This window comes from Eleftheria terrae, assembly GCF_030419005.1.
Lineage (GTDB): Bacteria > Pseudomonadota > Gammaproteobacteria > Burkholderiales > Burkholderiaceae_C > Caldimonas > Caldimonas terrae.
This window is the reverse complement of sequence record NZ_CP106953.1, coordinates 45,027-67,193: the sequence shown is the minus strand read 5'-3', so window position 1 is coordinate 67,193 and position 22,167 is coordinate 45,027. Positions and strand designations below refer to the sequence as shown.

Below are 22,167 nucleotides of genomic sequence, written 5' to 3'. Positions count from 1 at the left end.
GCCCGCCCGGCCGCCGCCGTGATGACGCAGCCGCGGCCGGCCACCGTGGCAGAAATCGTCGGATCAAAGTCCTTGCGGACAAGTGACAGCCGCCGCACGATAGCGGCATGACGAACTTCCACACCCCATCCGACCCTGCCGCCCGCAAGCGGCGCACCATCGCCATGCTGGCCTACCCCGGCATGGAGCTGCTGGATGCGGTGGGCCCGCTGGAAGCGTTCTCGAACGCGGCGCTGCTCGGCGGCGTGGGCTACCGGGTGGAGGTGCTGGCCGAACAGCCCGGGCTGCTGCGGGCTTCGTCGGGCCTGGCCCTGGTCGCCGAGCGCGGCCTGGCCGATGCCGGGCCGATCGACACCCTGCTGGTGGCCGGCGGCAGCGGCGTGGCCGCCGCCTGCGAGCGGGGGCCGCTGGTGCACTGGCTGGCGGCCATGGCGCCCCGGGTGCGCCGCATCGGCTCCATCTGCAGCGGTGCGATGCTACTGGGCGAGGCCGGCCTGCTGGACGGGCGGCGGGCCACCACCCATTGGAACTGGACTGCGCGCCTCGCCAAGCGCTATCCCGCAGTGCGGGTGGAAAGCGACCCGCTGTTCATCGAGGACGGCGGGGTATGGACCTCGGCCGGCGTGACGGCCGGCATCGACCTCGCACTGGCGATGATCGAGCAGGACCACGGCCGCGCACTCGCGCTGCGCACCGCCCAGGAGATGGTGATGTTCCTCAAGCGCCCCGGCGGGCAATCGCAGTTCAGCGCAGAGCTGGAGGCGCAGCGCGCCGGCGAAGCGGGTGTGCAGGCGGTGCTGCAATGGGCCCTGGCCCATCCCGAGGCCGACCTCTCGGTGGAGGTGCTGGCCGGGCGGGCCTGCATCAGCCCCCGCCACTTCGCCCGCGTCTTTCGCCGCGAGACCGGCATGAGCCCCGGTGAATTCGTCGAGCGCGCCCGGCTGCAGCGGGCGCAGCGCGAGCTGCAGCAACCGGGCGCCTCGATCGAGGCGGTCGCCGGGCGCTGCGGCTTCAGGAGCGGCGATGTCATGCGCCGGGTCTTCCTGCGCCGTCTCGGCGTCTCGCCAGGCGAATGGCGCCAACGTTTTTCTTCCACCGTGGGCGCTGTGCCCCATCCCCTTGCTTCCGGAGCTGATGCATGACTTCCCCTGACGCCACCCTGGCCGCCGTCCTGGAAACCGGCCGCAGCCTGCAGATTGGCATCCTGTTGTTCCCCGAGGTCGAAGTGCTGGACTTCGCCGGGCCATTTGAGGTGTTCTCGGTGGCGACCCGACTGGCGCGGCGCCGTCGTCCGCAAGCGGCGCCGGTGTTCGAGGTGGCCACGGTGGCGGCCGGCACCGGCCCGGTGGTGGCACGCCATGGTCTTCAGGTGCTGCCACGCTACGGCTTCGAGAACGCGCCGCGCTTTGACCTGCTGATCGTGCCGGGCGGTGTGGTCACGCAGCCGCTGAACGACAGCACGACGCTGCAGTGGGTGGGCACGGCCGCCGCAGCGGCCACCGTGACCGCCTCGGTCTGCACCGGCGCTTTCATCCTCGCCAGGCTGGGCCTGCTCGACGGCCGCACCGTCACCACCCACTGGGAAGACGTGGACGACCTGCGTGCCGGCTTCCCGGCACTGAACGTCATCGACTCGGTGCCCTTCGTCGACGAGGGAGCGCTGCTGACCTCCGCCGGTATCTCGGCCGGTATCGTGATGAGCCTGCACCTGGTGGGCCGCATCCTCGGCGAGGACCTGGCACGTGCGACGGCACGGCAGATGCAGTATGACTGGGCACCGGCACCGGCCTGAGCCGTGCATCGCTGCGGCCGCAGCGCCGCACCCGTGCGACGCGCCAGGCGCGGGCGGGCAGGCCCGTGAGGGAGGCGAGCCGGCGAACCCGCCCACCGGCCCCGCGCTCTCGCGGCCCCATTCCGCTGTGTGCTGCATCAAGTCCAGCCAGTCCCACATCCCGGTACCGAGAACGCCAAGCTCAAGAAGCTGCTGGCTGAGGCCCATCTGGACATGCATGCGCTCAAGAGCGTGCTCGGGGTAAAGCGTTAGCCCCACGGGCCAATCGCGAGGCGGTCCGCAGGATGGTTCAAGAGCACCCACTGTCGCAGCGCCGCGCGTGTCGTCTCGTGGGGCTCTCCGGCGACAGCCTACCCGCACCCGCCGCAAGTCGATGCGCGGACGCAGGCGCTGGCTGCGCCCATTGGCGAAGTCGCGCACCAGCGGTGCCGGTTCGGCTACCGCCGCATCCACGAGCTGCTGCGTCCGGAGTTCCACGGCGTGAATCACAAGCGGGTATGGCGTCTCTACGCGTCGGCCGGCCTGGCGGTGCGCAAGCGCAAGCGCAAGAAGGTCCGCAGGCCGGCGACAGAAGTGCCTGACGGTCGCCGACGACTTCAGCCACGAGTGCGTCGACATTACAGTCGACTATGGCATCTCTGGCGAGTACGTCACAAGGTTGCTGGACCGTGCGGCCCGCTTCCGGGGCTATCCCACGCTGCCAGGACTGGACAACGGACCCGATTTCACCAGCCGTGCCTTCATCGCCTGGACCATCCAGCATGGTGTACGGCATCTCCTGATCCAGCCCGGCAGGCCCATGCAGAACGGCTACATCGAAAGCTTCAACGGCAAGTTCCGAGACGAGTGCCTGAACGAGCAGCAGTTCCAGACCCTGCAGCAGTCTCGCGAGGCCATCGTGCGCTGCCTCCGTGTGGAGATCGGAGCGATGAAGAGGCGATACACCGAGGAGCAGATCATTGGCTTCCTGCGCGAAGCGGATGCAGGGCTGCCGGTCAAGGAGTTGTGCCGCAAGCACGGCTTCAGTGAACCGAGCTGCTACGCCTGGAAAGCCAAGTTCCGCGGCATGAAGGTGTCGGACGCGCAACGCCTGAAGGCGCTGGAAGCCGAGAACACGAAGCTGAAGAAGCTGTTGGCCAACTCGATGCTCGAAGTGGACGCGATGCGCGAGGTGCTCAAGGGAAAGTAGTTGCCGTGTCGGCGCGACGCGAGGTCGTGCGGCAGCTGCAGGCCCGGGGCCTGAGCGAACGCCAGGCGCGCTGAAGCTGATGGGCATGAGCCCGAGCACGCTGCGCTACCGACCCCGCGACGACGGCAATGCGGCCCTGCGAGAGAAGTTGAAGGAGCTCGCCGGCCAGCATCGCCGCCACGGCTACCGAATGCTGCATAGCAGGCTGCGCATTGACGGCTGGGCCGTACGCGTCCGGCTATCACATGCCAGCCAGAGCACGGTCGTCGATCACTCTGTCGAGGGTCGCGTCCAGCCATGCGGCAGCAACTCGGCGATGCGAGCAGCGGGGTGAGTCGGCAGCCGCTCCATGACGTCGCGTAGGTAGCGCCAGGGGTCGATGCCGTTGAGCCTAGCCGACTGGATCAAGCCCATGTGTCATAGCTACGACTTGATCTGACATTACCCTTGCCCGACAGGGCGTTCAAGGAAGTCAGATGACACAAGATGAGAAGATCATTCGCAACAAGATCGGGCTATTGAAGCTGGCGCAGACGCTGGGCAGCGTATCAGAAGCATGCAAGGTGCTGGGTTTCAGCCGAGACAGCTTCTACCGCTTCAAGGAACTGTACGAGACGGGCGGAGAAACGGCGCTCGCAGAGATCTCCCGCAAGAAGCCCAACCTGAAGAACCGGGCGGACCCCATCATCGAGCGAGCGGTGATCGACTTCGCGCTGGAGCAGCCGGCATACGGCCAGGTGCGCGTTGCCAACGAGTTGAGAAAGCGCGCCATCAGCGTATCACCCGCCGGCGTGCGCACGATCTGGCTGCGCCATGACTTGCAGACCTTCCAACTGCGCCTGAAGGCGCTGTCGGCCAAGGTGGCGCAGGAGGGCGTGATTCTCACAGAGGATCAGGTCCGTGCGCTGGAGAAGGCCAAGCAGGAGAAGGAAGCGCACGGCGAGATCGAGACAGAGCACCCGGGCTACCTCGGCTCGCAGGACACCTACTACGTGGGCAATCTCAAAGGCGTAGGGCGCATCTACCAGCAGACCTTCATCGACACGTACAGCAAGCTCGCGTTCGTCAAACTCTACGACCGCAAGCATGCGATCACGGCGGCGGATATGCTCAACGACCGGGTGCTGCCGTTCTTCGAGGAACACGGGGTGCCGCTGCTGCGCATCCTGACCGACCGTGGCAGCGAGTACTGCGGCAACCGGGAGACGCACGAGTTCGCGCTGTATCTGGACCTGGAGAACATCGAGCACACGCGCACGCGCACGAAGAGGCCTCAGACCAACGGGATCTGCGAGCGCTTCCATCAGACCATCCAGAACGAGTTCTACGCCAGCGCCTTCCGGCGCAAGCTGTACAACTCGCTGGACGAACTGCAGGTGGACGTTGACGAGTGGATGCAGAGCTACAACGCCGAGCGGACGCACTCGGGCAAGTACTGCTACGGTAAGACGCCGCTGCAGACCTTTATCGAGAGTGCAACGCTGGCGTACGATAAACAGCTGGATCAGATCAAGCAGACACCTCACACCGATACGGCCGTCGCTTGACGGCTTGTCTGTCAGATCAAGTCTCTAGGACAGATTACATCGAGGTCTTCTACAACCGGTCGCGCCGCCACAGCCATCTCGGCGGCATCAGTCCCGAGGCGTTGGAACTCGCCGCGGCGTGAGCTCAGGTTTTGTCTACCAAACCGGGAGCAGTCCAGAGCGTCCGCCTCACGACGCGCTGACAGGACTGCCGCCGCGGGCAGCTCCTGTCCAGGATCGCAAATGTCTCAGGCTTCAGTGATGAGTTGTCTACTTGACAGGGGAGCTCACGCCCCCGCCGAACCCTCAGAGCGACCGGTGCAGCTTGGTCAGGAATGCCAGGATCTCGGCGTTCGAGTACTCGATGCCCGGCACCAGGGAGGCAAAGTCGTAAGCCGGGTTCTCCAAGGCGAAGTCCAGGCCACTGCGGATGCCGGCCAGCTCGGACTCGGTATAACCGCTTTGGAACCGTTCGCGTCCTTCAGGCGTCAGCCCGGAGAACTGCAAGGGGTCGGCCATCTCATCCATCAGGGCCAAAGAGATGCGCAAGAAAAGGGGTGCGTTCATGTACTCAAACGTCCAGACGTGAGTTGAAGTGGGACACGCCCTGCCGCAGCAGGTTGTCGACCACTTGATGGTGCTGGCCCTCGGTGGGCCGGTAGTGCCCGCTGCGGCGCGTGAGCTCCTGCAGCTGGCCGTTGATCACTTTCATGGTGCCGGCCCCGGCCACCGGTGCGCCCGCGAGGAAGGAGGAGTGGTGGAACTTGCCCACTACGTTGTCACACGAGGCGTACAGCTCGCCGTTGTGGTCCATCACGAAGATGGCATGGCCCCTTTCGAGGCCGGTGCCACCGTGGCGGGTGTCGAACAATTGACCGGCCGCATCGTAGATGAGGCCCGAACTCGAATCAATCGTCAGTTTCGTGGCGCGACGTTCAGAGCGGTTGAGATACGCAACCTGCGTTCCCCACACCCGGCCGGTTTCTTCACCGCTGTACTGGGCCATCATCGCCACGCGCTTCGGATAGAGCGCGTGCGCAGGCGCGGGCGGGCAATCGAGTCGCTGCGGGCGGTTCTTGTCGAGGTCGGCGGCGGTGATGCCGGGCACGGCGCTGCCGGCCGCATTGCACGGCGCCCCGTTGAGATGCTGGAAGCCGGTGGGCGAGATCGCGCTGGCGAACACCTGGGGATGGCCGTCTCCGTCGCAGGCCAGGCCGTTCTGGAGCCGGAAGCCGGTCACCGAGGAGTTGCTGCGGATCACGGTCTCGAAGCCGTCGGCGTCGCATGGCAGCCCGTTGCTCGACCTGAAGCCGGTCGCCGAGCTTGCGCTTTCGTGGCGTACCGGCGCGCCGTTGCCGTCGCACGGCACGCCGTCCAGCGTCCTGAACTTGGTGGCCGATGTATCGCTGTCGCGCGTTACCGGGTGCCCGTCGGCCGTACACGGCCGCCCGGCGCTGGTCCTGAAGCCGGTCACCGAGGTGCTGCTGGTGTGCATCACCGCATGGCCGTCGGCATCGCAGGCCATGCCCTGCAGGTTCTTGAGGCCTGTCACCGACGCCCGGCTTTCGCGCAGCACCGGGTGACCGTCTACGTCGCACGGCGCTCCACCTTTCAACCGGAATCCCGTCGCCGAACTGCTGCTGGTGTGCATCACCGGGTGGCCGTCGGCGTCGCATGCCAGGCCTTGCGTGTTCTTGAAGCCGGTCACCGACAACCGGCTTTCCCTCAACACCGGATGCCCGTCTGCATTGCACGGTACACCGCTGGCTGTCTTGAAGCCGGTGACCGAGGCCCGGCTTTCTCGCACGGTAGCGTAGCCGTTGGCGTCACACGGCAGCCCGCCGGTGGTGCGGTAGCCGGTGGCCGAGGTCTGGCTCTGTCGCACGGTGGGCCGGCCGTCCCGGCTGCACGGCAGCCCGTTGTCGAGGCGATAGCCGGTGGCTGACGTCTGGCTTTCGCGTATGACGATGCGCCCGCCGCGCGGCATGCCCCCTTTCAGCGTCGCCTCTTTCGGGTCTACACCCACCTTGGATGCAGAACCGCCGGAGGCTGTGCAGACCACCGCGAGTTCCCCGATCTTGGCGTGCGTCTCGTGGTTGAAGACGTCGAACTTGTGGCCGCCGGCTTGCATCAGGCCGGTGACCTCCACCGGGGCCTTGCCGGTGCCCGGCTGGACATAGCTCAGCACCGCATACCGTTCGCCGCCAGGGTGACGGGGCCGCTCGCCGCCTTTGAACCTGGCACCCTCTTCGAGATTCAGCGTCTTCTGGTCGAACTCGAGGCGGTCCGGCCGCAACGCGCCGGTCGCCGCCGCCGCGTCGCGAGTCGCGGGCGTCACGGGGAGTTCCACCCGGGGGCGCTCGCACGGAGTTTCGCTGCCCGGCGGCACCGACCTGCGCGGCAGGGCGTTCAGCGGGGTGTCATGGCCCGCGCCAGGGGCCGGGGCGGTCGGCGTGGCGCTCCTGGCAGAACCGGTCGTCCCCGTCCGGCCCGCCGGCCCTGTGCCGGGCGGTGGCACGTGACGCGGGACCGAAGCGGAATAGTCGATCTTCATGAGGCAACACCTCGCCCAAGGCGGCATGTCGGTCGCCGCCCTCGGAACTTGATGGTTGGATCGGGATGAGGGCGCCGTGCGGCGCCGCGCCTTACGCGTCGGAGTCCGAGTCGTTGGCGTACTGCGAAGCGCCAGTGATCACTCGATTGCGCGATACCTGGCGTGTGGTCGGGTGCTGCCACCCCGGAAAGCGCTGGCCGTGGCTGCCCCGCAAGTCGTTGCTGCGCCCCACTTCGGCGGCGTAGTCGTCGCAATCGCCGCATGACAGCTTGCTCACGCCCACCGGGCTCGGCACGTTCTGCGCCAACAAGGCCGTCTCGCCGTGGATGACACCGCGCCCCGAGGTGGGCATGGTCATGTTGACGGCGTTGATGGGCTTGGGCGCCTCGCGCGTGCCGAACAGGTTGTGCAAGGCCTGGTTCAGCCGTGCCCCGCCGCGCTCGTCGTCGTTGCCCTCATAGGTCGAGCGCAGCTTGCGCAGGTCTTTGGCCAACCGGTCGGTTGCGCCCATGTTGCCTTGGTGCGACCGCTGCGGCAGGCCGCTGGTAGGCGCCAGCACCGCGGCTGTCTGCGCCGAGGACGTGCGGCCGATGACCACGTCGCGCACCATCTTCAGGCGCGCCATGTCGTCGGCAGATTGCTGGGCATCCTGCGTGTTGTGCGCAATGGCCAGCCGGTAGTCCTTCGTGGTGGCGTTCTGCTGCAGGCCCACCGCGGTGACCACCGGATTGGGTCGCTCCCCGTTGGCCATTTCGGCCGTGTAGGAATGCGTCAGCCGGGCCAGGCTGTCCATGCGACGGTTGATGAGCCGCGGCTCCGTCTGTGCCGGCGCCGCGGCAGGCGCCGACTCTCGGGATGGCAAGCCTTCGGGGCGCACCCGCTGGCGTGAAGAAGAGGAAGAGGCGCCGTGGCCGGTGCCCGAGGTTTGCCGTCTGTCAGAGCTTGAAGACGAGGTGCTGACGTGGTGACGGCCGGAGTTGTGGCGTACACGCTCCATACGGAAGCTCCATTCTGCGACATGCAGCGCGTGGAGCCCCTCCACAGCCCCGCTGCGATCGCATCGAACGAGTGTGCGGACGGGTTCTGCAGCGTGTCGGCTCGAAGACGAAGCAATCCGCGAAAAGCCGAAGCGAGGCGAGTGTTTCGCCGCGAGCGCGGCTACCGGCGGCGCACCGCCCCAACCAGAAAGCGGCGACACCCGAAGCCACTGGCAAAGCAACTCAAGGCGTGCCGTCAGGAACAGCCGTGACAGATGTAGTGGCACGGGGCCTGTCAGCAATTCCGTGTGTGAGGCTTAGCATGGCGACCAGGAGCATGTATACCAAGCAAGAAGGAGCTGCCGGCGGAGTTGCAGGCGATCTTCAAGAAACTTATTGATGATGATGAGTTCGTCAATGGCCCCATGAGCGCCGAGGCGGTCCAGGCCGTCTGGATGGCCTTCAGGAAGGCCTTGATCGAGCGAGCGCTCGGCGCAGAGCCGTCCCGTCGCCGGCGCTACCCGCCCCGGGGCGACGAAGCCAGAAGACGCCAGGGACCCATCGCAATGGCGTTGGCGCCAAGACCCTGCAGACCGAGGACGGCCCGTTGCGGGGCGGCCGTTGGATAGCCGGGCAGGAAGCAACGGCCAGCCGCAATCAATGAGTCGCTGCCTCGCCAGCCACCTGGCGCTCAGCTCGTAAGTGCCCGGGATCGGCTTTCGCTCGTCGGTGGCAGCGGGGCCGATGTTGCCAAAGGTCAGTCCCTCGCCCCCAAGGCATGGGTCCGGCGCTGCGCCCCGTTGGCCACGTGCTCGTACGACGGTTTGCCGACGATGTTGCCGTTGCCCGTGAGCTGCGGCGCTCGCGGCCTGAACGACAAATCGATGTCGTTGAACCCGAGGATGGCCGCGTTGGTTCCTCTCTCGTTCCTCGTTGCATTGCTGGACGGACAGTAGCCGACGTACACGTTCGCATCGATGCGCTTGTCCCCCAGCGCCCGGCTGCCGATGAACAGCGGGAACAACTCGTGGCCGGCGTCGTCGTAGTAGCGAGAGAAGGCGACAAAGGTGTTGTGTTCAACGGTCAGGCCCCAGGCCCGGGTGCTGGAAGCGGATTCCACCCCGAAGGTGAGCGACGCGCCATTCGACTGGTTGCCGGAGCGGTTCTTGACGAAGATGTTGTTGCGCGCTTCGAGGATGCCACCGTCCGGCACGTCCAGCAGATAGGTTTCTGCTTGCGTTCCCGCCGCCGCACGTTGGCCACTGAGATAGCTGCCCTCCACCACCGTGCGCTGGGCGCGTGACTTCAATGCGTGGCCGTAATAGGCGTCGTGGCTCCAGGAGTTTCGCACCAGGAATGTGAAGCCCGGGTCCGTCTTGCTGGCGTTGATGTAGGCGTTGTGCTCAGGCCCGCTCGCGCCGCCGTTGCCATCGAGTTCGACATTCTCCAGCAGCAAGGTCCCGGTGTTGTTGCCGGTGGCGAAGATCCCGTTGGCCGAGTGCCGCTTGAAGCCGGCGATGCGCACCCGGCGCAGGGTCAGGTCCTTGGCGCCGTTGACGTAGATGCCCGCCTTCCCGATGTTGCCGCCGCCGGCCGCATCGACGATGTCGATGTTCTCGATGGTGATGTTGGTGGCGGGTTTCACCAATACACCGCTGGCGTTGAAACGGCCTTCGATGTAGACCAGTGACTGGCCATAGGTGGAGTTGGAGGCGCCCGTAGGAGGATTGACGATGACGGGCCGCACGCCGTTGACGGAAACGCCCTGGATCGTGATGTTCTCCGGCACGCTGAAGATGCCCGCCGAATAGTCAGAGGCGTTCACCGCGTTGGGGCCCAAGTAGATCTGCATGTCGCGGCCGCTGTAGACGGCGGGATAGACCTTGAAAAGGTCGCCGCTTCTCCACTGCAGGTAGGGCTGGCGCCGGAACGGGCCGACCGAGGTGTCCCCGCCGTCGGCACTGTTGGGCTTGGAGTATCCCTTGTCGCCACCCAGCGAGGTGTAGGTGGCGATCACGACGCCGTTGCGCACCTGCTCGATGCGCGGGGTACCGGAAGTCGCAGGCGCATCCTGCTTCCGCACGAGCGCCGGGTCCCAGGTCCATTGCCCCGGGTAGTTGCCGGTGGTGCAATAGTCGTCGGCATACTGGGTGGGGGGTGAGTAGCCGGCCTGGGGTGACCCTGGGGCCGGAGCCTCCGGGGGCGTTGCTGCACTCTCCCCGCCGTCTCCTCCGGCGTCGGACGACCCCGAACCTCCGCATCCAGCGAGCATCAGGGCCCACAGCATCACTGCGATCTTTCTTGCAGGCATCTTCCGTGTCTCCTCGGAGGTCGTGACGTCGACCGAAAGGCGAATGTTACCGTCAACGACCGAGAGGTCCGCAAGCGTCCGCTCAAAGCGTGAGGGCGGCCAGAGCCGCATATTGCCTTGCCTCGCACGAGCCCACTCGAGCAATTTCCCGACCTTGGCCCATCCTCCCATCAGGCGTTGTGTCCGGCCGGCATCACTTCAGAGGCGCAATTGCGTCGCCTGGGCGCGGTGGCCGCTTGCGCGCAGGTCAAACGCAGTAGCGCTCGGGTGAGCCTTGTCGCGCCTGCACGTCCACCATGACCAGGAGACCGAAACCGCCTGCTTTGGAGCGGCCGTGGCGGCATGCTGCCGGCTCGCGGCGACCTTGCGCGGGCGCTGCCATTCGTTCAGTCCCTACCGAGGGAGCTGTGCAGGCAATCCACTGGCAGACGGAATCGGAACGAAGCGCCTGCGGGATTCGCAGACATCGTTTCACTTTTTTGGCTTGACGCCACCCCCTGCTTGGTCGCTCCGCTTTGAGCGGGCAGAGGGCAAGCCGGCAACGATCTGGTCGGTCTTCCAAGCGCTGTAGCGAAGGCGTTCCTTGGAGCAGTCGTATAGAGCAGCGACCTCTTCATGTAGGGGCGTCTGTGCTGCCAGTTCGCCAACCCGTTCAGCCGGTGTTCGGCCCTTCAGACTCCCATGCGAACGGCGCCAGGTGTACTCGAATTGCCATTCTTCGATCAGCTGGGCAATGCGTGGATCCTTGGGGGCACGGCGGCTGCAGAACTCCACCAGATCGGTCAACTGCGAGCGCTCGACCTTTCCGTTGAGGTGAGGTGAACGAGGAGGGATTGGACGGAACTTGATGAACTCGTCCGCAAGCCGTTCTCGATGACTCTCGGTGAGCTTCCTTGACGGGGCTCGAACGCGGTCGCCGGCTACGCAATTTCAAACCGTCCAGGCCTTCACTCTCGTACCGTCTGTACCACTTCCGCAGCGTTGGTCGGGAGATGCCACAGCGTCGACATACATAGCCCGCATCCCCGCATTCGAGGTACATGTCGATCCATCGCAGCCGCTGTCGAACGTCAGCATCCATGCGCACATCCTAGTGAAACGATGTCTGCGAATCCCACACACCGTGCTCTGTATCACGCGATCAGTCCCACCGATCGATCTTGTAGGTTTGCACGCGACCTGCCGTGCTGACACGTACTGTTGCCGGATAAGAGCCACTGCCCTCCCGCAGGTCGTAGCCGATGGCGCTGCCCTCCGCGAGGTTATGCATTTGCGCGCTCCTGGAGTGCGCCTCGATGGTCGACCGCACCCCGTGGAGCTCCGAGCGCAGCAATGAAGGGAACAACGCCGCGCCGGCCTGCCGCGTCTCTCGAGCGCCTGCGAGAAGCATGATGATTCCGTCTCCGTGATGCTTGAATCGTTGGCCGTCGTCGTTCCACCGAGCTGGCAGACGGGTCATGCCAGCAACCTTCAGCCATCCAGGTGCCAGCCCGTACTGGCTGACCGGCGCGCCGCCGTGCCAAACGTACCAAGAGAACGGGTGATCCCACTGGAACAGCGTAGGGGCATCGAGATTCACGGCCGTCGTCAGGGCGATGAAGCCGTGATTGCCGCCGCCCAGGTCGATCTCCATGGTGTCAGCCGTCGTTGCCACCTCCCGCAGGAACTTCTCCAGCGTCATAGTGATGGCGGGGATGTCCACGGTGGGCGCCTGTGCGACCTTCTTCGGTGTTAAGTGCGAAAAAAGGCCGCTGCTGGCGCGCGAGGGCTGCTCCTCGGCTTTCGGCGCCCAGACGAGGGGAATCTCGTCGAGGCGGGCAATACGACGTTCCAAGGCCGGCGCGAGGCCCAGCTGAGCGAACAGCTTCTCGGCTTGCGCGATGTTGCCGGCGCTCGGGAGCGCCTGCGGGCGCTGGTAGCGCAGCGGGTGCATCTTGTCGGCGAAGCGCTTGGCAATGTCGTTGAACTCCAAGCCGGCGGCAATGTCTTCCAGTAGCGTGCCGATCATGGAACTGCGCGGGTGGCAGAAACCCGCCGGGGCCTTGGCAGTCGCGGCCCACACAACCGCGGCCTTTCCATGACCGCTCGCCGCCGCATAAGCAACGTGCAACTTGTGGAGCCACTCCGCCTGACCCAGCACGCGCTCGCTGCTGTAGAGGTGGTCTGACTTCAGCAGCGCCACGGCCGTCTCGAGCATGGGCTGCGTGAACTCGGTCAGCGCGTGCATGACCGTCTTGAAGTCCTCCCGCTTCTCGGCCATGGCCTGCACGGGTGTCAGGATGGCGCCGCTGTAGCGCATGGCCGCAGGCGGCGTTACGGCAAAGTGCAGCCAACCTCCGGCCTCGGATGACCCCCACACGGCTTCACGGCTCAGGAACGGGCTTGTGATCTTGGCGCGGCGCACGGCCTTACCCAGAGCCGCTACAGCTTGCGTGTACTCGTCTAGTGCGTCCTCCTCATGCCAGATGGCCGAGTGGATGGAGCCATCTTCCTCAACGATGGCTAGACTGCCGAAGCGTTCGATGAACTTGCGGCACGCCGAGCAGTTCTTATATTGCCGACGCACCGGGTCGGTGAAGCTGTCTAAATACTGAGCCCACAGGTTTTCAGCATCGGTCAGGAAAACGGGCCGCGCACCGTCTTGGATGCGTTGCAGAAATCGTGTCTGAACGCGGGCCAGGAATTCACGGTATTCGCCGTCATCGTGGTTGTGTTGCATTTCCCCTCCTTGATTGGTCGAGTGTGGGCCAAGTTCCGGATCCCTTGGCGTTCTAGTTCGTGCACGACCGCACGTTGGTCGCGCCGTTGATTCCGATCGCTGCAGAGCAGTCTTCGACAGAAGTTCAGTGCTGAAAGTGGCCAGCGTCGCTGTACCCCTGACTGCGCCTGCTCTTTGAAGCTTCGTTCGGATGGGCCATTGAGGGCACAAAGCCCTCACCCATCTATCCCTTCACGCACACCACCTGCTTCAATGTGTGCACGACCTCCACCAGGTCGCCCTGTGCGGCCATGACGGCATCGATGTCCTTATAGGCCATCGGAATCTCGTCGATCACGTCGGCGTCCTTGCGGCACTCGACACCCTCGGTGGCCTTCGCATGGTCCTCTACGGTGAACATCTTCTTGGCCTTGGTGCGGCTCATCACGCGGCCTGCGCCGTGACTGCAGCTCTCGAAGCTTTCCGGGTTGCCCAGGCCGCGGACGATGTAGCTGCGTGCACCCATGCTGCCCGGGATAATGCCCATCTCGCCGCGCTTGGCGCTCACGGCGCCCTTGCGGGTCACGAACACGTCCTGGCCGAAGTGGCGCTCTTGCTGCACGTAGTTGTGGTGGCAGTTCACTGCCTCGACATGCGCCTTGAAGGGCTGAGCGATGACAGAGCGCACGGTGGCGATCAGGTTGGCCATCATCACCTCGCGATTCTTCATCGCAAATTTCTGCGCCCACGACACGCCACGAACGTAGTCGCCGAAGTACTGCGCGCCTTCCTCAAAATAGGCCAGGTCTTTGTCGGGGAGATTGCGTTGGTGGCGCTCCGCGTCCTTCCTGGCCAGCTCGATGAAGTGCGTGCCGATGGCGTTGCCCACACCACGCGAGCCGGAGTGCAGCATGAACCAGACGAAGCCCGCTTCGTCGAGGCAGACCTCGATGAAGTGATTGCCCGTGCCAAGCGTTCCCAGGTGCTTGCGGTTGTTCGTGTTCTTCAGACGCGGATGCAGCTCGCACAGCGTGTCGAACTCGTCAGCCAGCGTGGCCCAGACTTGGTCCACCGTCTCGGGCGGGTTCTCCCAGCTGCCCGGGTCGCGGCCGCGGTGCTTGGGGGCCGAGCCGTGCGGCACCGCCTTCTCGATGGCCGAGCGCAGCGGGCCAAGGTTGTCTGGCAGGTCTTCAGCGCGAAGCGTGGTCTTGGCGGCCATCATGCCGCAGCCGATGTCCACGCCCACCGCGGCCGGGATGATGGCCTTCAGCGTCGGGATCACCGAGCCGACGGTCGCACCGATACCCAGGTGCACGTCCGGCATCGCCGCGATGTGCTTGAAGACGATGGGCAGCTTGGCTGCGTTGGCGAGCTGTTGCTTGGCTTCCGGCTCCACTGGGACGCCCTGCGTCCACATCTTGATCGGCACGCCGCCTTCGGGCTGTTCGATGCTGTAGTTCATGGATTTCTCTTGGTGATCAATTGGTGGACGCGACGGGATTCGAACCCGCATCAATGCAGCAACCACGGCTTTTAGCCAATGGCATCGTCGGCGATTGGAAACGCGCGCCAGTGACAGACCCGTCATCGGAGCCAGCACCTGCATCCTCAATCGTGCTCGCCGACTAACTTGCCTGCTGCACCTGGTGTTACCCAGGCTGCCGGCATGTCAATCATTTTTGGCAGTGGCGCTCCCTTCTGTGCCAGCGCGCCCGAAACTGAAAGTGATGCTCAGCTGTCCTTGGCGTTCAACGTCTCGTTCATGTTCCCTTCTCACGCAACACGCGTGCCAGTGCGGTGCTCCCGAACTGCGGGATCTGCTAAGTGGTTGAACAAGAAAAGAAAAATTGGCTTCATGGCTTATCAATGCCGAAGTCGACAACCAAAAGTGACCGCGGACATTAGAACTTCAGCTAGTGCTTTAGCCTCAACGCTAGCTGAGAGAGAACGGCGTAAGAAGCGTCCTCAAGTGAATGCAGACGCTTGAAGGCGCCGCCCGCCTCGCGCGGCCCCTGCTCACATCGCACAGCAACTGAGTCATTCATCGCTGCCCACAAGCAACGCCCCTGAATCGCCCCGGGTTCTGCGTCAAGGCATGGGGGGGCCGAAGCCCCCTTGATTCAACCGCCGAGCAGCCAGCCAGATACCAATGTCGTCGTGCACCAGCACCTTCAGGCGGTCGCCACGCCGGTTGGTGAACAGGCAGAGGCATGATGAGGCGCGCTGCACCGAAGACCGCAACCACGCGCGCCAGCGCTGTGTCGCAGCCCACCGTCGCGGTGATGCTGCGCCAACGGAGCCAGTCCGCGGCACTGCACGTTGCCGCACCGCGCGCGTCCCGATAAGCTGGTCAACGTCTACCGTGTGCCGGAGGGCGTGTCATGTCACTGCGCTACTGCGTTCCACTGCTGACTTTGCTGCTACCCCTCGGCTAGGCCAGCACCGGGCAGGCCACCAAGGGCGAGTACCAGCGGCCCCACCTGAACGATCGGCGGGCGGATGCCTTGGCCGATTGCCTGATGCTGTACGTGCCGAGCCGAAGTGCCTCAATCGATACGGGGCTCGCGCAGGCGCAATGGGTGGCCCATCATTTTGAGCAGCGCTCGTGGCTGGCGATCGAGCTGCTGCACGGGCTCGATGATGCGGCCTGGCTCGCCACCGCCCGTGAGGTGTCCCCCAGGACCGGACTACGGATGGTGGCGGCCGGCGATATCCACATGCACGTGCGCTCACGCAAGCCGCTGCAGGACGTGCTGACCGCCATTCGGGTCGGCAAGCCGCTGGTCGACTGCGGCTACGAACTGCAGCCCAACGCCGAGCGGCACTGCGTTCGCGCCTGCGACTGGCGCAGATTTATCCGAGGGAGCTGCTGGACGAAACGCTCCAAATCTCCCGCCGCTGCACCCTCTCCCTCGACGAGCTGAAGTACGAGCACCCGCGGGAGCTCGTGCCAAAAGGCGAGACGCCGGCCGGCTACCTGCGGCGGCTCACCTATGAGGGCGCGGGGCGGCGCTACCCCGGGGCATTCCGCAGAACGTCACTGAGCTGATCGAGCACGAGCTGGCCTTGATCGCAGAGCTGCAGTATGGGGCCGGACCGCTCACCGTCGTGTTCGCGCCTCTCGGTGCAAGAAGTCAGCGAGCACGTCAATATTGAAGGTGCCTCTCGAGCAAAATCCTTGCTTGGCTGCTTCCTGTTCTGAGTATCGTTCAGGAGTAGCTGAAAACCGTGGCCCTTCACCACTCGGACGGCTTTGCACCGGCAGTGCCGGCGGTCGTAGCCGTTCGATCGCGAAGCTCACACGAGACCTTGGGCCATGTACAGCGCCAACACGATCATCACGACTGCGACGAGGCCATCTAAGACACGCCATGCGCCGGGCTTGGTCAGCAACCTACCGGCGTAGTGTGCACCACAGGTCAGGCCGATGAACCAGACGGCTGAGGCGGACACCGCACCGACACCGTAGCTCAGCTGAGCAGGACTGGGGAGCAGCGCTCCAGCTGCACCAATGACCAATACAGTGTCCATCCAGGCTATCGGATTGAGGAACGACGTCACGAGGAGCGCAGTTCGGCCACTACTCTCGGATTCGGTGACGCGCGCAGCCTGATCGCCCTTCGAGTGGATCGCGCGCCGGATCGCCGCTATACCATGCCACAACATTAACCCAACGCCAATCCACATCGCCGCATGCTGCGCAGCGGGTGCATCGCGAAGAGCGATGGAGATGCCGGTGACCCCCAGAAAGATGAGCAGCGCATCGCTTCCAACGGAAACAGCCAGGAGCTCGCCTATGGGTCTACGTTTCAGGGCTTCGCGCAAGACAAGAATGTCCTTGGGCCCAGGGAACACGAACATACCGAGGCCGAGGGCGAAGCCTTGCACGAAGGCGAGGAAGTCGAACATCTTGCATGCCGACAACCTCCTAAGCTGGACCGGTATTTGGAAAGGCACATCCTAACAATTCTTGAGCGGTGTATGTGCCGGATTCAAGGTGCTCAGTGACACGCACCCCGGGCCGGTAGTGGAGCGATGCCCTCTGTGAGGACCCACCATGTGCGCCCGAAGAGAGAAGAAAGGGCGCGCTGTTCCCCACCCGCTCTGTCACGGATCACCGCACGGGAACCCGAGCAACCGACGTTGCTCCTGCCAGGCCCGCGGCAGCATGTCTCGGCGCCCTCGGATCAGCTGGAGACTCAGGTGTCGGGGCTGCTTGCCCTCAAGGATCGCTTCGACGGTGTCGGGTGCCAGCAAGGTGAGCCGCAGCGACTCCGCAACCCAGCCGGCATCGAGCATCAGCAGCCGTGCCAGCCCTTCGTTAAAACCGCCTCGCCCTACTTCATCAGCCGCTGCCAGTAGAAGGCCTTGCCAAGCACCTTGATCATCAACACATCGAGCGTCGACAGTGACCTCGGTGCGTCGTCCCCGTCGTCAAGGAACACGGCTGGCGTGAGCAACGCCTCCTCGTCGTGAACGAGGCCAACGAGCGCCTCGACTTCGTCGAACGCGAAATCGTCCGCCGCATTGGCGAGCGGCTCTACGGCAAGGGAGGACGGAGCGATGGCTGAGCCCTGGACCGTCGAAGCCGTGGCCCTGCACTTCGCCGATGCCGCCGACACGGCACGCCGGCTGCCGCCGGTCCGGATGCAGGCCTATCGGAGCAGCTGGCCGCAGTTCGCTTGGGCGCCGTGTGAGGCGCTTGCGCGGGATGACGACCGCCCGCTATCCTTGCCGCCCTCCCCTCAGGCCGTCGAGCGCATGCTGCAGGCCATGCAGTGGGTACAGTGGCTGGAGGTTGAGCAGCGGCATCTGATGTGGCTGCGGGCCAAGCGCCGCGGGTAGAGCGACATCGGCAAGAGCGTAGGCCTGGGCCGGCTCACGGCCTCGCGCCGGTGGATGGACGCCCTGGCCGTCGTGGCGGACCGGCTCAACATCGAACTAGGTGTTTGGTCCCGGGATGAGGTGGTGTGGGTTGAACTTGAACGGTAAAGGGTCCTGGCGCCAGGCATCACAGATGGTTGGAAGGGAGTCCGCCAACGCAGTGCCTTCAGATGTTTGGCGAAGTTGTAGGCTGTGACGAAGGCCTGCACGTGTGCTTTGAGCGCGCCGAAGCTCGGATAGTGGAAGGCCTTGACGGTCGCTTCCTTGATGGTGCGATTCATGCGTTCGGCCTGCCCGTTGGTCCATGGGTGATACGGCTTGGTCAAACGATGCTCAATGCCGTGCTCGCGGCAAACGCGCTCGAATACATGGCCGCCACCATAGGCATCAGTCATACCTCCTCGGTAGCGAGGCTGCTCTGCGAATGGCGTGCCGTTGTCCGTCAACACGGTGTGGACGGCGTAAGGGAACGCGGCCACCACATCGCGCAGGAAGGCCGCACCGTTGAGTTTCGTGGCGGCCTCGTAGAAGGCGATGTAGGTGAACTTCGTGACCCGGTCGATGGCCAGGAACAGGTGCAGCTTGCCCTGGGCGAGGCGCAGCTCGCAGCTATCGATGTGGACGTAGCCGATGGACGGTTCTTGGAAGCGGCCCCGCTTGGAATCCTTCTCCTGGCTGCGAGGGAGTTGCTGTATGCCGTGCCGCACCAGACAGCGGTGCAAGGCACTGCGGCTGAGTTGTGGAATGCGCTAACGCAGACAGCCGAGGATGTCGTCCAGAGGCAGCAAGGTGCGTCGTCGCAGTTCCACCACAGCGGCCTCCTCAGCCTCGCTGAGCTTGGCGCTACGTCGTTGTCGGGGACCCATCGGTGCGTCTGTCGTGGTGGTGCGGCGGCGCCACTTCGCCACCGTCTTCTCGTTCAAGCCGTAGCGGGCGGCGAGTGCGCGAGTCGTTTCTTGCGACGCTCGCAACTCGGCTCGAACTCTCGACGTTGTGCGGGCTGAACCGTGAAGGCTTGCTGCCATAGACAGTCCTCCTGTTGGGCCGTCAGAATTCCACCATGACTCTCCGGGACTGAACACCTAGGCCGGCGATCACCTGATCGTACCGACGGCAACCGCCGCCGGTGTCCCGTCAGGAGAGCGCGCATAGACAACCTCACCTCGGAACAAGCATTGGCCCGAACTGCGCCTTGGAACAAGGGCAGGCTGGCCGGCCAGAAAGCACTGCTACGGCTCAAGGACATCTGGGCGATCCGCGTGCGCCTGCAGCTCCAGCGCCGGAATCGGGAGCTCGCCCTGCTAAACCTTGGCCTCGACAGCAAGCTGCGAGCGTGCGACCTGGTCGCCCTCCGACTTCGAGATGTCTGCCACGGCGGGACGGTTGCCAGCCGCGCCATCGTCGTCCAGCAGAAGACTGGGCACCCGGTGCAGTTCGAGATCACTGCATTGACGCGCGACTTAACCCATGCATGGATCACTGAGGCGCAGTTGCGAGCGGGGGGTTTTTTGTTTCCCAGCCGGTGTCAGCGGTCGGACCACTTGGGAACTCGCCAATACGCGCGAATTCTTCACGGTTGGGTCGAGGAAATAGGCCTTGATGTCCGGCCTGCGGACACACTCCATCCGGCGCACGAAGGCGACCCCGGTCTACAGGCGTACGAAGAACCTCCGCGCGTTGCAGCTGCTGCCCGGACACACCAAGCTGGAGAGTGGACTGCTCCGACGTCTTGCGCGCTGGCAGCAGGGGCAACCGCACCGCCATTTCGCCTCCGACAGTTCGTGCCGGTGATATGCCATCGCTTCCCGTCGTATCCCATTCCCAGCCATAGCGGAAGCCACGACATGCGGCGGCCGATCAAACACGCGCTAGCAGGCTGCTGAAATACCTCGCCGTCGGCAGCGCATCCTGGCGGAGATGCGGCACAGTGTCACCCAGCACCCGAACCTGAATCTTGTTGTCACCTATGCGCGGTCCCGACACCTTCACCGAGAGCCTGTTCAGCGTCAAGAAGCTGGACGACTTCGTGCCGGCCACGCATCCGCTGCGAGCGATACGCGCGATGGTCAACGACGCGTTGATCGAGCTTGAAGACATGTTCGCCGACATGTATGAGGACGCCGCCAAGGGCGGGCGTCCGAGCATCGCCCCGCAGAAGCTGCTACGGGCGATGTTGCTGCAGGTGCTGTACTCGGTGCGCTCGGAGCGACTGCTGATGGAGCAAGTGCAATACAACTTGCTGTTTCGCTGGTTCATCGGCCTATCGATGGACGACAACGTGTGGGTGCCCACGGTATTCAGCAAGAACCGACAGCGCTTGATCGAGCACGATGCGGTGGTCGCGTTCTTCAACGAAGTGCTGGCGCAAGCCGAGCGCAAGAACTGGCTGTCCAAGGAACACTTCAGTGTGGACGGCACGCTGATCCAGGCGTGGGCCAGCCACAAGAGCTTTGTGCCCAAGAAGGCCGGTGACGACGACGACGCGGGCGGTGGCAGCAGCAACGATGGCAGCGACTTCCGGGGCCAGCCGCGCAGCAACGACACGCACGAATCGAAGACCGATCCAGACAGCCGCCTGTATTGCAAGGGCAAGACTGCCAGCGAGATGCGCTTCATGGGCCACACACTGATGGACAACCGGCACGGCCTGATCGTCAATGCCGTGGTCACTCAGGCAGACGGCTATGCCGAGCGCGCGGCGGCCCGGGCCATGATCAACGATGCCCGGCAGGTCAACCCTGAGGCAGAGATCACGCTGGGTGCAGACAAGGGCTACGACGCGGCGCAGTTCATCGCCGAGTTGCAGCAGCTCAAGGTCGAGCCTCATGTGGCGCAGAACAAGTCGGGGCGTCGCTCGGCGGTGCCCGATGAGATCGCCCAGACCGACGGGTACGCGTTGTCGATGCAATGCCGCAAGCGCATCGAGCAGGCCTTCGGGTGGGCCAAGACCATCGGCTCGATCCGGCAGGTGATGGTGCGCGGACTCAAGAAGGTGGACCAGTTGTTCGTGCTGAACATGGCGGCCTACAACTTGGTGCGCATGCGCTCGCTGGGACAGGTCCGTCTGCAAGGCGCCAGATGAGCAGCGCAGGTGCGCAACTCGGCCCTCCACAGGGGCGAACCGGCCCGGAAATGGCCCTTCTGACACTCCTCGCGACGGCAGCTACCGAAACTCCATCAGCTCGCGGGTCGAGGTAGGTGCTTCAGCGCAGTATTTCAGCAGCCTGCTAGGGACTCGGCGTCAACAAGAATGCACGAGTACGGCCGTTGAAAGATCCGGTTCCGACGATTTGGCCTCGGTCGTTAATGTCGGTAGCGCCGTACAGCACCCAGCCCTCGGCGGAGGCATCCACCAGCGCGTTCAGGTCGAGCATTCGCTCGCCGTCGAAGAAAAAGGCGTGTGCTGCGCCTTCTTTCATCAAAGACTGGCCAACTACATGACCCCGAGCATTCACGGCGTATCCCCATGATTCCCGCCCGCCCAATGTGCCAAGGTCGCGCATCACGCGTCCGTCATACAAAAAGGCGTGAATCGGAGAATCCGGACCGATCCACTCACCGGTAACGTGACCCTTGGAGCTGATGCCCCGCCCTACACTGAGGTAACCGCCGAGCGCGCCAAGGTCGCGTACGGTGGTGCCGTCCGACAGGAACGCACGCCGCTGCAGATCGGCGTTGTAGGCTTCGCCTGTGATCCATCCATCGTCATTGATGTCGTTGGCGCTGGTGATGCTGACCAATCCAGTGGCAAAGCCAGGGTCCAAGGGCGTTACGATTCCATTGACCCATACATAGCCGTACGTGTCGTCAAAGGGGGCGCTACCGCCCTCTCGCGCCATGCTTCCGACGACCGCACCACTGCTGTTGATGGCATGAGCCCATGACAGATTGGTCAGAATGTCCAGGCTGTCATCGTGATCGTAGATGAAGCCGTAAATCGAACTGCCATAGTGCACGCGACCGACGATGGTGCCGTGGTCGTTGATGCCGGCAGCGATGCTACCGTCACCGCCGATGCTCGAGAAGATTTCGAAGCGCCCTTTTCTGTACCTGAAGGGGGACCAGAGCACAGGGCCTCGCGCGCCGGCGACGTAGCCGTTGTTACTGATGCTGAGTGCGTAGGTGTCGATGGCTGCGCCGCCGTCCAGCGAGGTCAGGCGAAATCGGTGAGGAACGGTAGCGTTGGACCCCGTACCGATCTTGCCCTCGTTCATGGCTCCGGTACGAAACGGCCCT

17 protein-coding genes and 8 pseudogenes are annotated in these 22,167 nt (G+C 64.5%); 11 read left to right on the top strand and 14 right to left on the bottom strand.

Going from position 1 to position 22,167, the window contains the following annotated elements; genetic code table 11:
* Positions 1–107 precede the first annotated feature (107 nt).
* From N7L95_RS27280 to N7L95_RS29785, 4 genes and pseudogenes are all read left to right on the top strand, one after another.
* Positions 108–1,142 (top strand): GlxA family transcriptional regulator, encoded by a 1,035-nt coding sequence (locus N7L95_RS27280; RefSeq protein ID WP_301260782.1) that lies wholly within the window; start codon positions 108–110, stop codon positions 1,140–1,142.
* Positions 1,139–1,792, top strand: coding sequence for a DJ-1/PfpI family protein (locus tag N7L95_RS27275; protein WP_301260781.1), 654 nt, complete (start codon positions 1,139–1,141; stop codon positions 1,790–1,792). The genes N7L95_RS27280 and N7L95_RS27275 overlap by 4 nt, the downstream gene beginning before the upstream one ends.
* 168 nt (positions 1,793–1,960) lie before the next feature.
* Positions 1,961–2,690, top strand: a pseudogene (locus N7L95_RS27270) (integrase core domain-containing protein); the annotation flags it as partial.
* Positions 2,691–2,720: 30 nt separating this feature from the next.
* Positions 2,721–2,915: pseudogene (locus tag N7L95_RS29785) on the top strand (transposase); the annotation flags it as partial.
* A gap of 336 nt (positions 2,916–3,251) precedes the next feature.
* Here N7L95_RS29785 and N7L95_RS27260 read toward each other — a convergent pair.
* A pseudogene (locus N7L95_RS27260) lies at positions 3,252–3,395 on the bottom strand (transposase domain-containing protein); the annotation flags it as partial.
* Positions 3,396–3,457: 62 nt separating this feature from the next.
* Between N7L95_RS27260 and N7L95_RS27255 the strand changes: the two are divergent.
* Entirely contained in the window at positions 3,458–4,528 is a 1,071-nt protein-coding gene (locus N7L95_RS27255; RefSeq protein ID WP_301260780.1) for an IS481 family transposase, read from the top strand.
* A 285-nt stretch (positions 4,529–4,813) separates the two neighbouring features.
* On the opposite strand, the gene N7L95_RS27250 is transcribed toward N7L95_RS27255, so the two are convergent.
* From N7L95_RS27250 to N7L95_RS27240, 3 genes are all read right to left on the bottom strand, one after another.
* A complete protein-coding gene (locus N7L95_RS27250) occupies positions 4,814–5,074 on the bottom strand; it encodes a hypothetical protein (protein ID WP_301260779.1) in 261 nt (86 codons plus the stop codon).
* 4 nt (positions 5,075–5,078) lie between these two features.
* Positions 5,079–7,061 carry an IQM protein middle domain-containing protein gene (locus N7L95_RS27245; RefSeq protein ID WP_301260778.1) on the bottom strand — a complete coding sequence of 661 codons (1,983 nt, stop codon included), beginning with the start codon at positions 7,059–7,061 and terminating at the stop codon, positions 5,079–5,081.
* A 91-nt stretch (positions 7,062–7,152) separates the two neighbouring features.
* Positions 7,153–7,854, bottom strand: coding sequence for a hypothetical protein (locus tag N7L95_RS27240; protein WP_301260777.1), 702 nt, complete (start codon positions 7,852–7,854; stop codon positions 7,153–7,155).
* 525 nt (positions 7,855–8,379) lie between these two features.
* Here N7L95_RS27240 and N7L95_RS27235 point away from each other — a divergent pair.
* Positions 8,380–8,651 (top strand): annotated as a pseudogene (locus N7L95_RS27235) (IS256 family transposase); the annotation flags it as partial.
* 144 nt (positions 8,652–8,795) lie between these two features.
* Here N7L95_RS27235 and N7L95_RS27230 read toward each other — a convergent pair.
* Positions 8,796–10,325, bottom strand: a complete 1,530-nt coding sequence (locus N7L95_RS27230; protein ID WP_301260776.1) for a right-handed parallel beta-helix repeat-containing protein — start codon at positions 10,323–10,325, stop codon at positions 8,796–8,798.
* A gap of 141 nt (positions 10,326–10,466) precedes the next feature.
* Between N7L95_RS27230 and N7L95_RS27225 the strand changes: the two genes are divergently transcribed.
* Positions 10,467–10,649, top strand: coding sequence for a TfoX/Sxy family DNA transformation protein (locus N7L95_RS27225; RefSeq protein WP_301260775.1), 183 nt, complete (start codon positions 10,467–10,469; stop codon positions 10,647–10,649).
* 240 nt (positions 10,650–10,889) lie between these two features.
* Here the strand turns inward: N7L95_RS27225 and N7L95_RS29780 are convergent.
* The 5 genes and pseudogenes from N7L95_RS29780 to tnpB all read right to left on the bottom strand — a co-directional run.
* Positions 10,890–11,231, bottom strand: a pseudogene (locus N7L95_RS29780) (integrase core domain-containing protein); the annotation flags it as partial.
* 58 nt (positions 11,232–11,289) lie between these two features.
* A pseudogene (locus N7L95_RS29775) lies at positions 11,290–11,391 on the bottom strand (helix-turn-helix domain-containing protein); the annotation flags it as partial.
* Positions 11,392–11,490: 99 nt separating this feature from the next.
* The gene (locus N7L95_RS27215; protein WP_301260774.1) at positions 11,491–13,068 is read right to left on the bottom strand and encodes a hypothetical protein; all 1,578 of its coding nucleotides are present in this window, start codon (positions 13,066–13,068) and stop codon (positions 11,491–11,493) included.
* A 223-nt stretch (positions 13,069–13,291) separates the two neighbouring features.
* Positions 13,292–14,509: an RtcB family protein gene (locus tag N7L95_RS27210; RefSeq protein WP_301261181.1), complete on the bottom strand. Its 1,218-nt coding sequence runs from the start codon at positions 14,507–14,509 to the stop codon at positions 13,292–13,294.
* Positions 14,510–15,135: 626 nt separating this feature from the next.
* A complete protein-coding gene (tnpB, locus tag N7L95_RS27205; protein ID WP_301260773.1) occupies positions 15,136–15,276 on the bottom strand; it encodes an IS66 family insertion sequence element accessory protein TnpB in 141 nt (46 codons plus the stop codon).
* 290 nt (positions 15,277–15,566) lie between these two features.
* On the opposite strand from tnpB, the gene N7L95_RS27200 reads away from it, so the two are divergent.
* Positions 15,567–15,971, top strand: a complete 405-nt coding sequence (locus N7L95_RS27200; protein ID WP_301260772.1) for a PHP domain-containing protein — start codon at positions 15,567–15,569, stop codon at positions 15,969–15,971.
* 373 nt (positions 15,972–16,344) lie between these two features.
* Here N7L95_RS27200 and N7L95_RS27195 read toward each other — a convergent pair whose 3' ends face one another.
* Together N7L95_RS27195 and N7L95_RS27190 are read right to left on the bottom strand one after the other, a co-directional pair.
* Positions 16,345–16,956, bottom strand: a complete 612-nt coding sequence (locus N7L95_RS27195) for a LysE/ArgO family amino acid transporter (protein ID WP_301260771.1) — start codon at positions 16,954–16,956, stop codon at positions 16,345–16,347.
* Positions 16,957–17,384: 428 nt separating this feature from the next.
* Complete coding sequence (locus N7L95_RS27190; RefSeq protein WP_301261198.1) at positions 17,385–17,669, bottom strand: hypothetical protein; 285 nt, start codon at positions 17,667–17,669, stop codon at positions 17,385–17,387.
* Here N7L95_RS27190 and N7L95_RS27185 point away from each other — a divergent pair.
* Positions 17,611–17,892, top strand: a complete 282-nt coding sequence (locus tag N7L95_RS27185) for a DUF6362 family protein (protein ID WP_363324892.1) — start codon at positions 17,611–17,613, stop codon at positions 17,890–17,892. The two genes, N7L95_RS27190 and N7L95_RS27185, sit on opposite strands and share 59 nt — an antisense overlap.
* A gap of 96 nt (positions 17,893–17,988) precedes the next feature.
* On the opposite strand, the pseudogene N7L95_RS27180 reads toward N7L95_RS27185, so the two are convergent.
* Positions 17,989–18,956 (bottom strand): annotated as a pseudogene (locus N7L95_RS27180) (IS481 family transposase).
* Positions 18,957–19,106: 150 nt separating this feature from the next.
* On the opposite strand from N7L95_RS27180, the pseudogene N7L95_RS27175 reads away from it, so the two are divergent.
* Positions 19,107–19,644, top strand: a pseudogene (locus N7L95_RS27175) (tyrosine-type recombinase/integrase); the annotation flags it as partial.
* A gap of 253 nt (positions 19,645–19,897) precedes the next feature.
* Complete coding sequence (locus N7L95_RS27170; RefSeq protein ID WP_301255679.1) at positions 19,898–21,013, top strand: IS5 family transposase; 1,116 nt, start codon at positions 19,898–19,900, stop codon at positions 21,011–21,013.
* 145 nt (positions 21,014–21,158) lie between these two features.
* On the opposite strand, the gene N7L95_RS27165 is transcribed toward N7L95_RS27170, so the two are convergent.
* Positions 21,159–22,145, bottom strand: a complete 987-nt coding sequence (locus tag N7L95_RS27165; RefSeq protein ID WP_301260770.1) for a hypothetical protein — start codon at positions 22,143–22,145, stop codon at positions 21,159–21,161.
* Between the last annotated feature and the right edge of the window lie 22 nt (positions 22,146–22,167).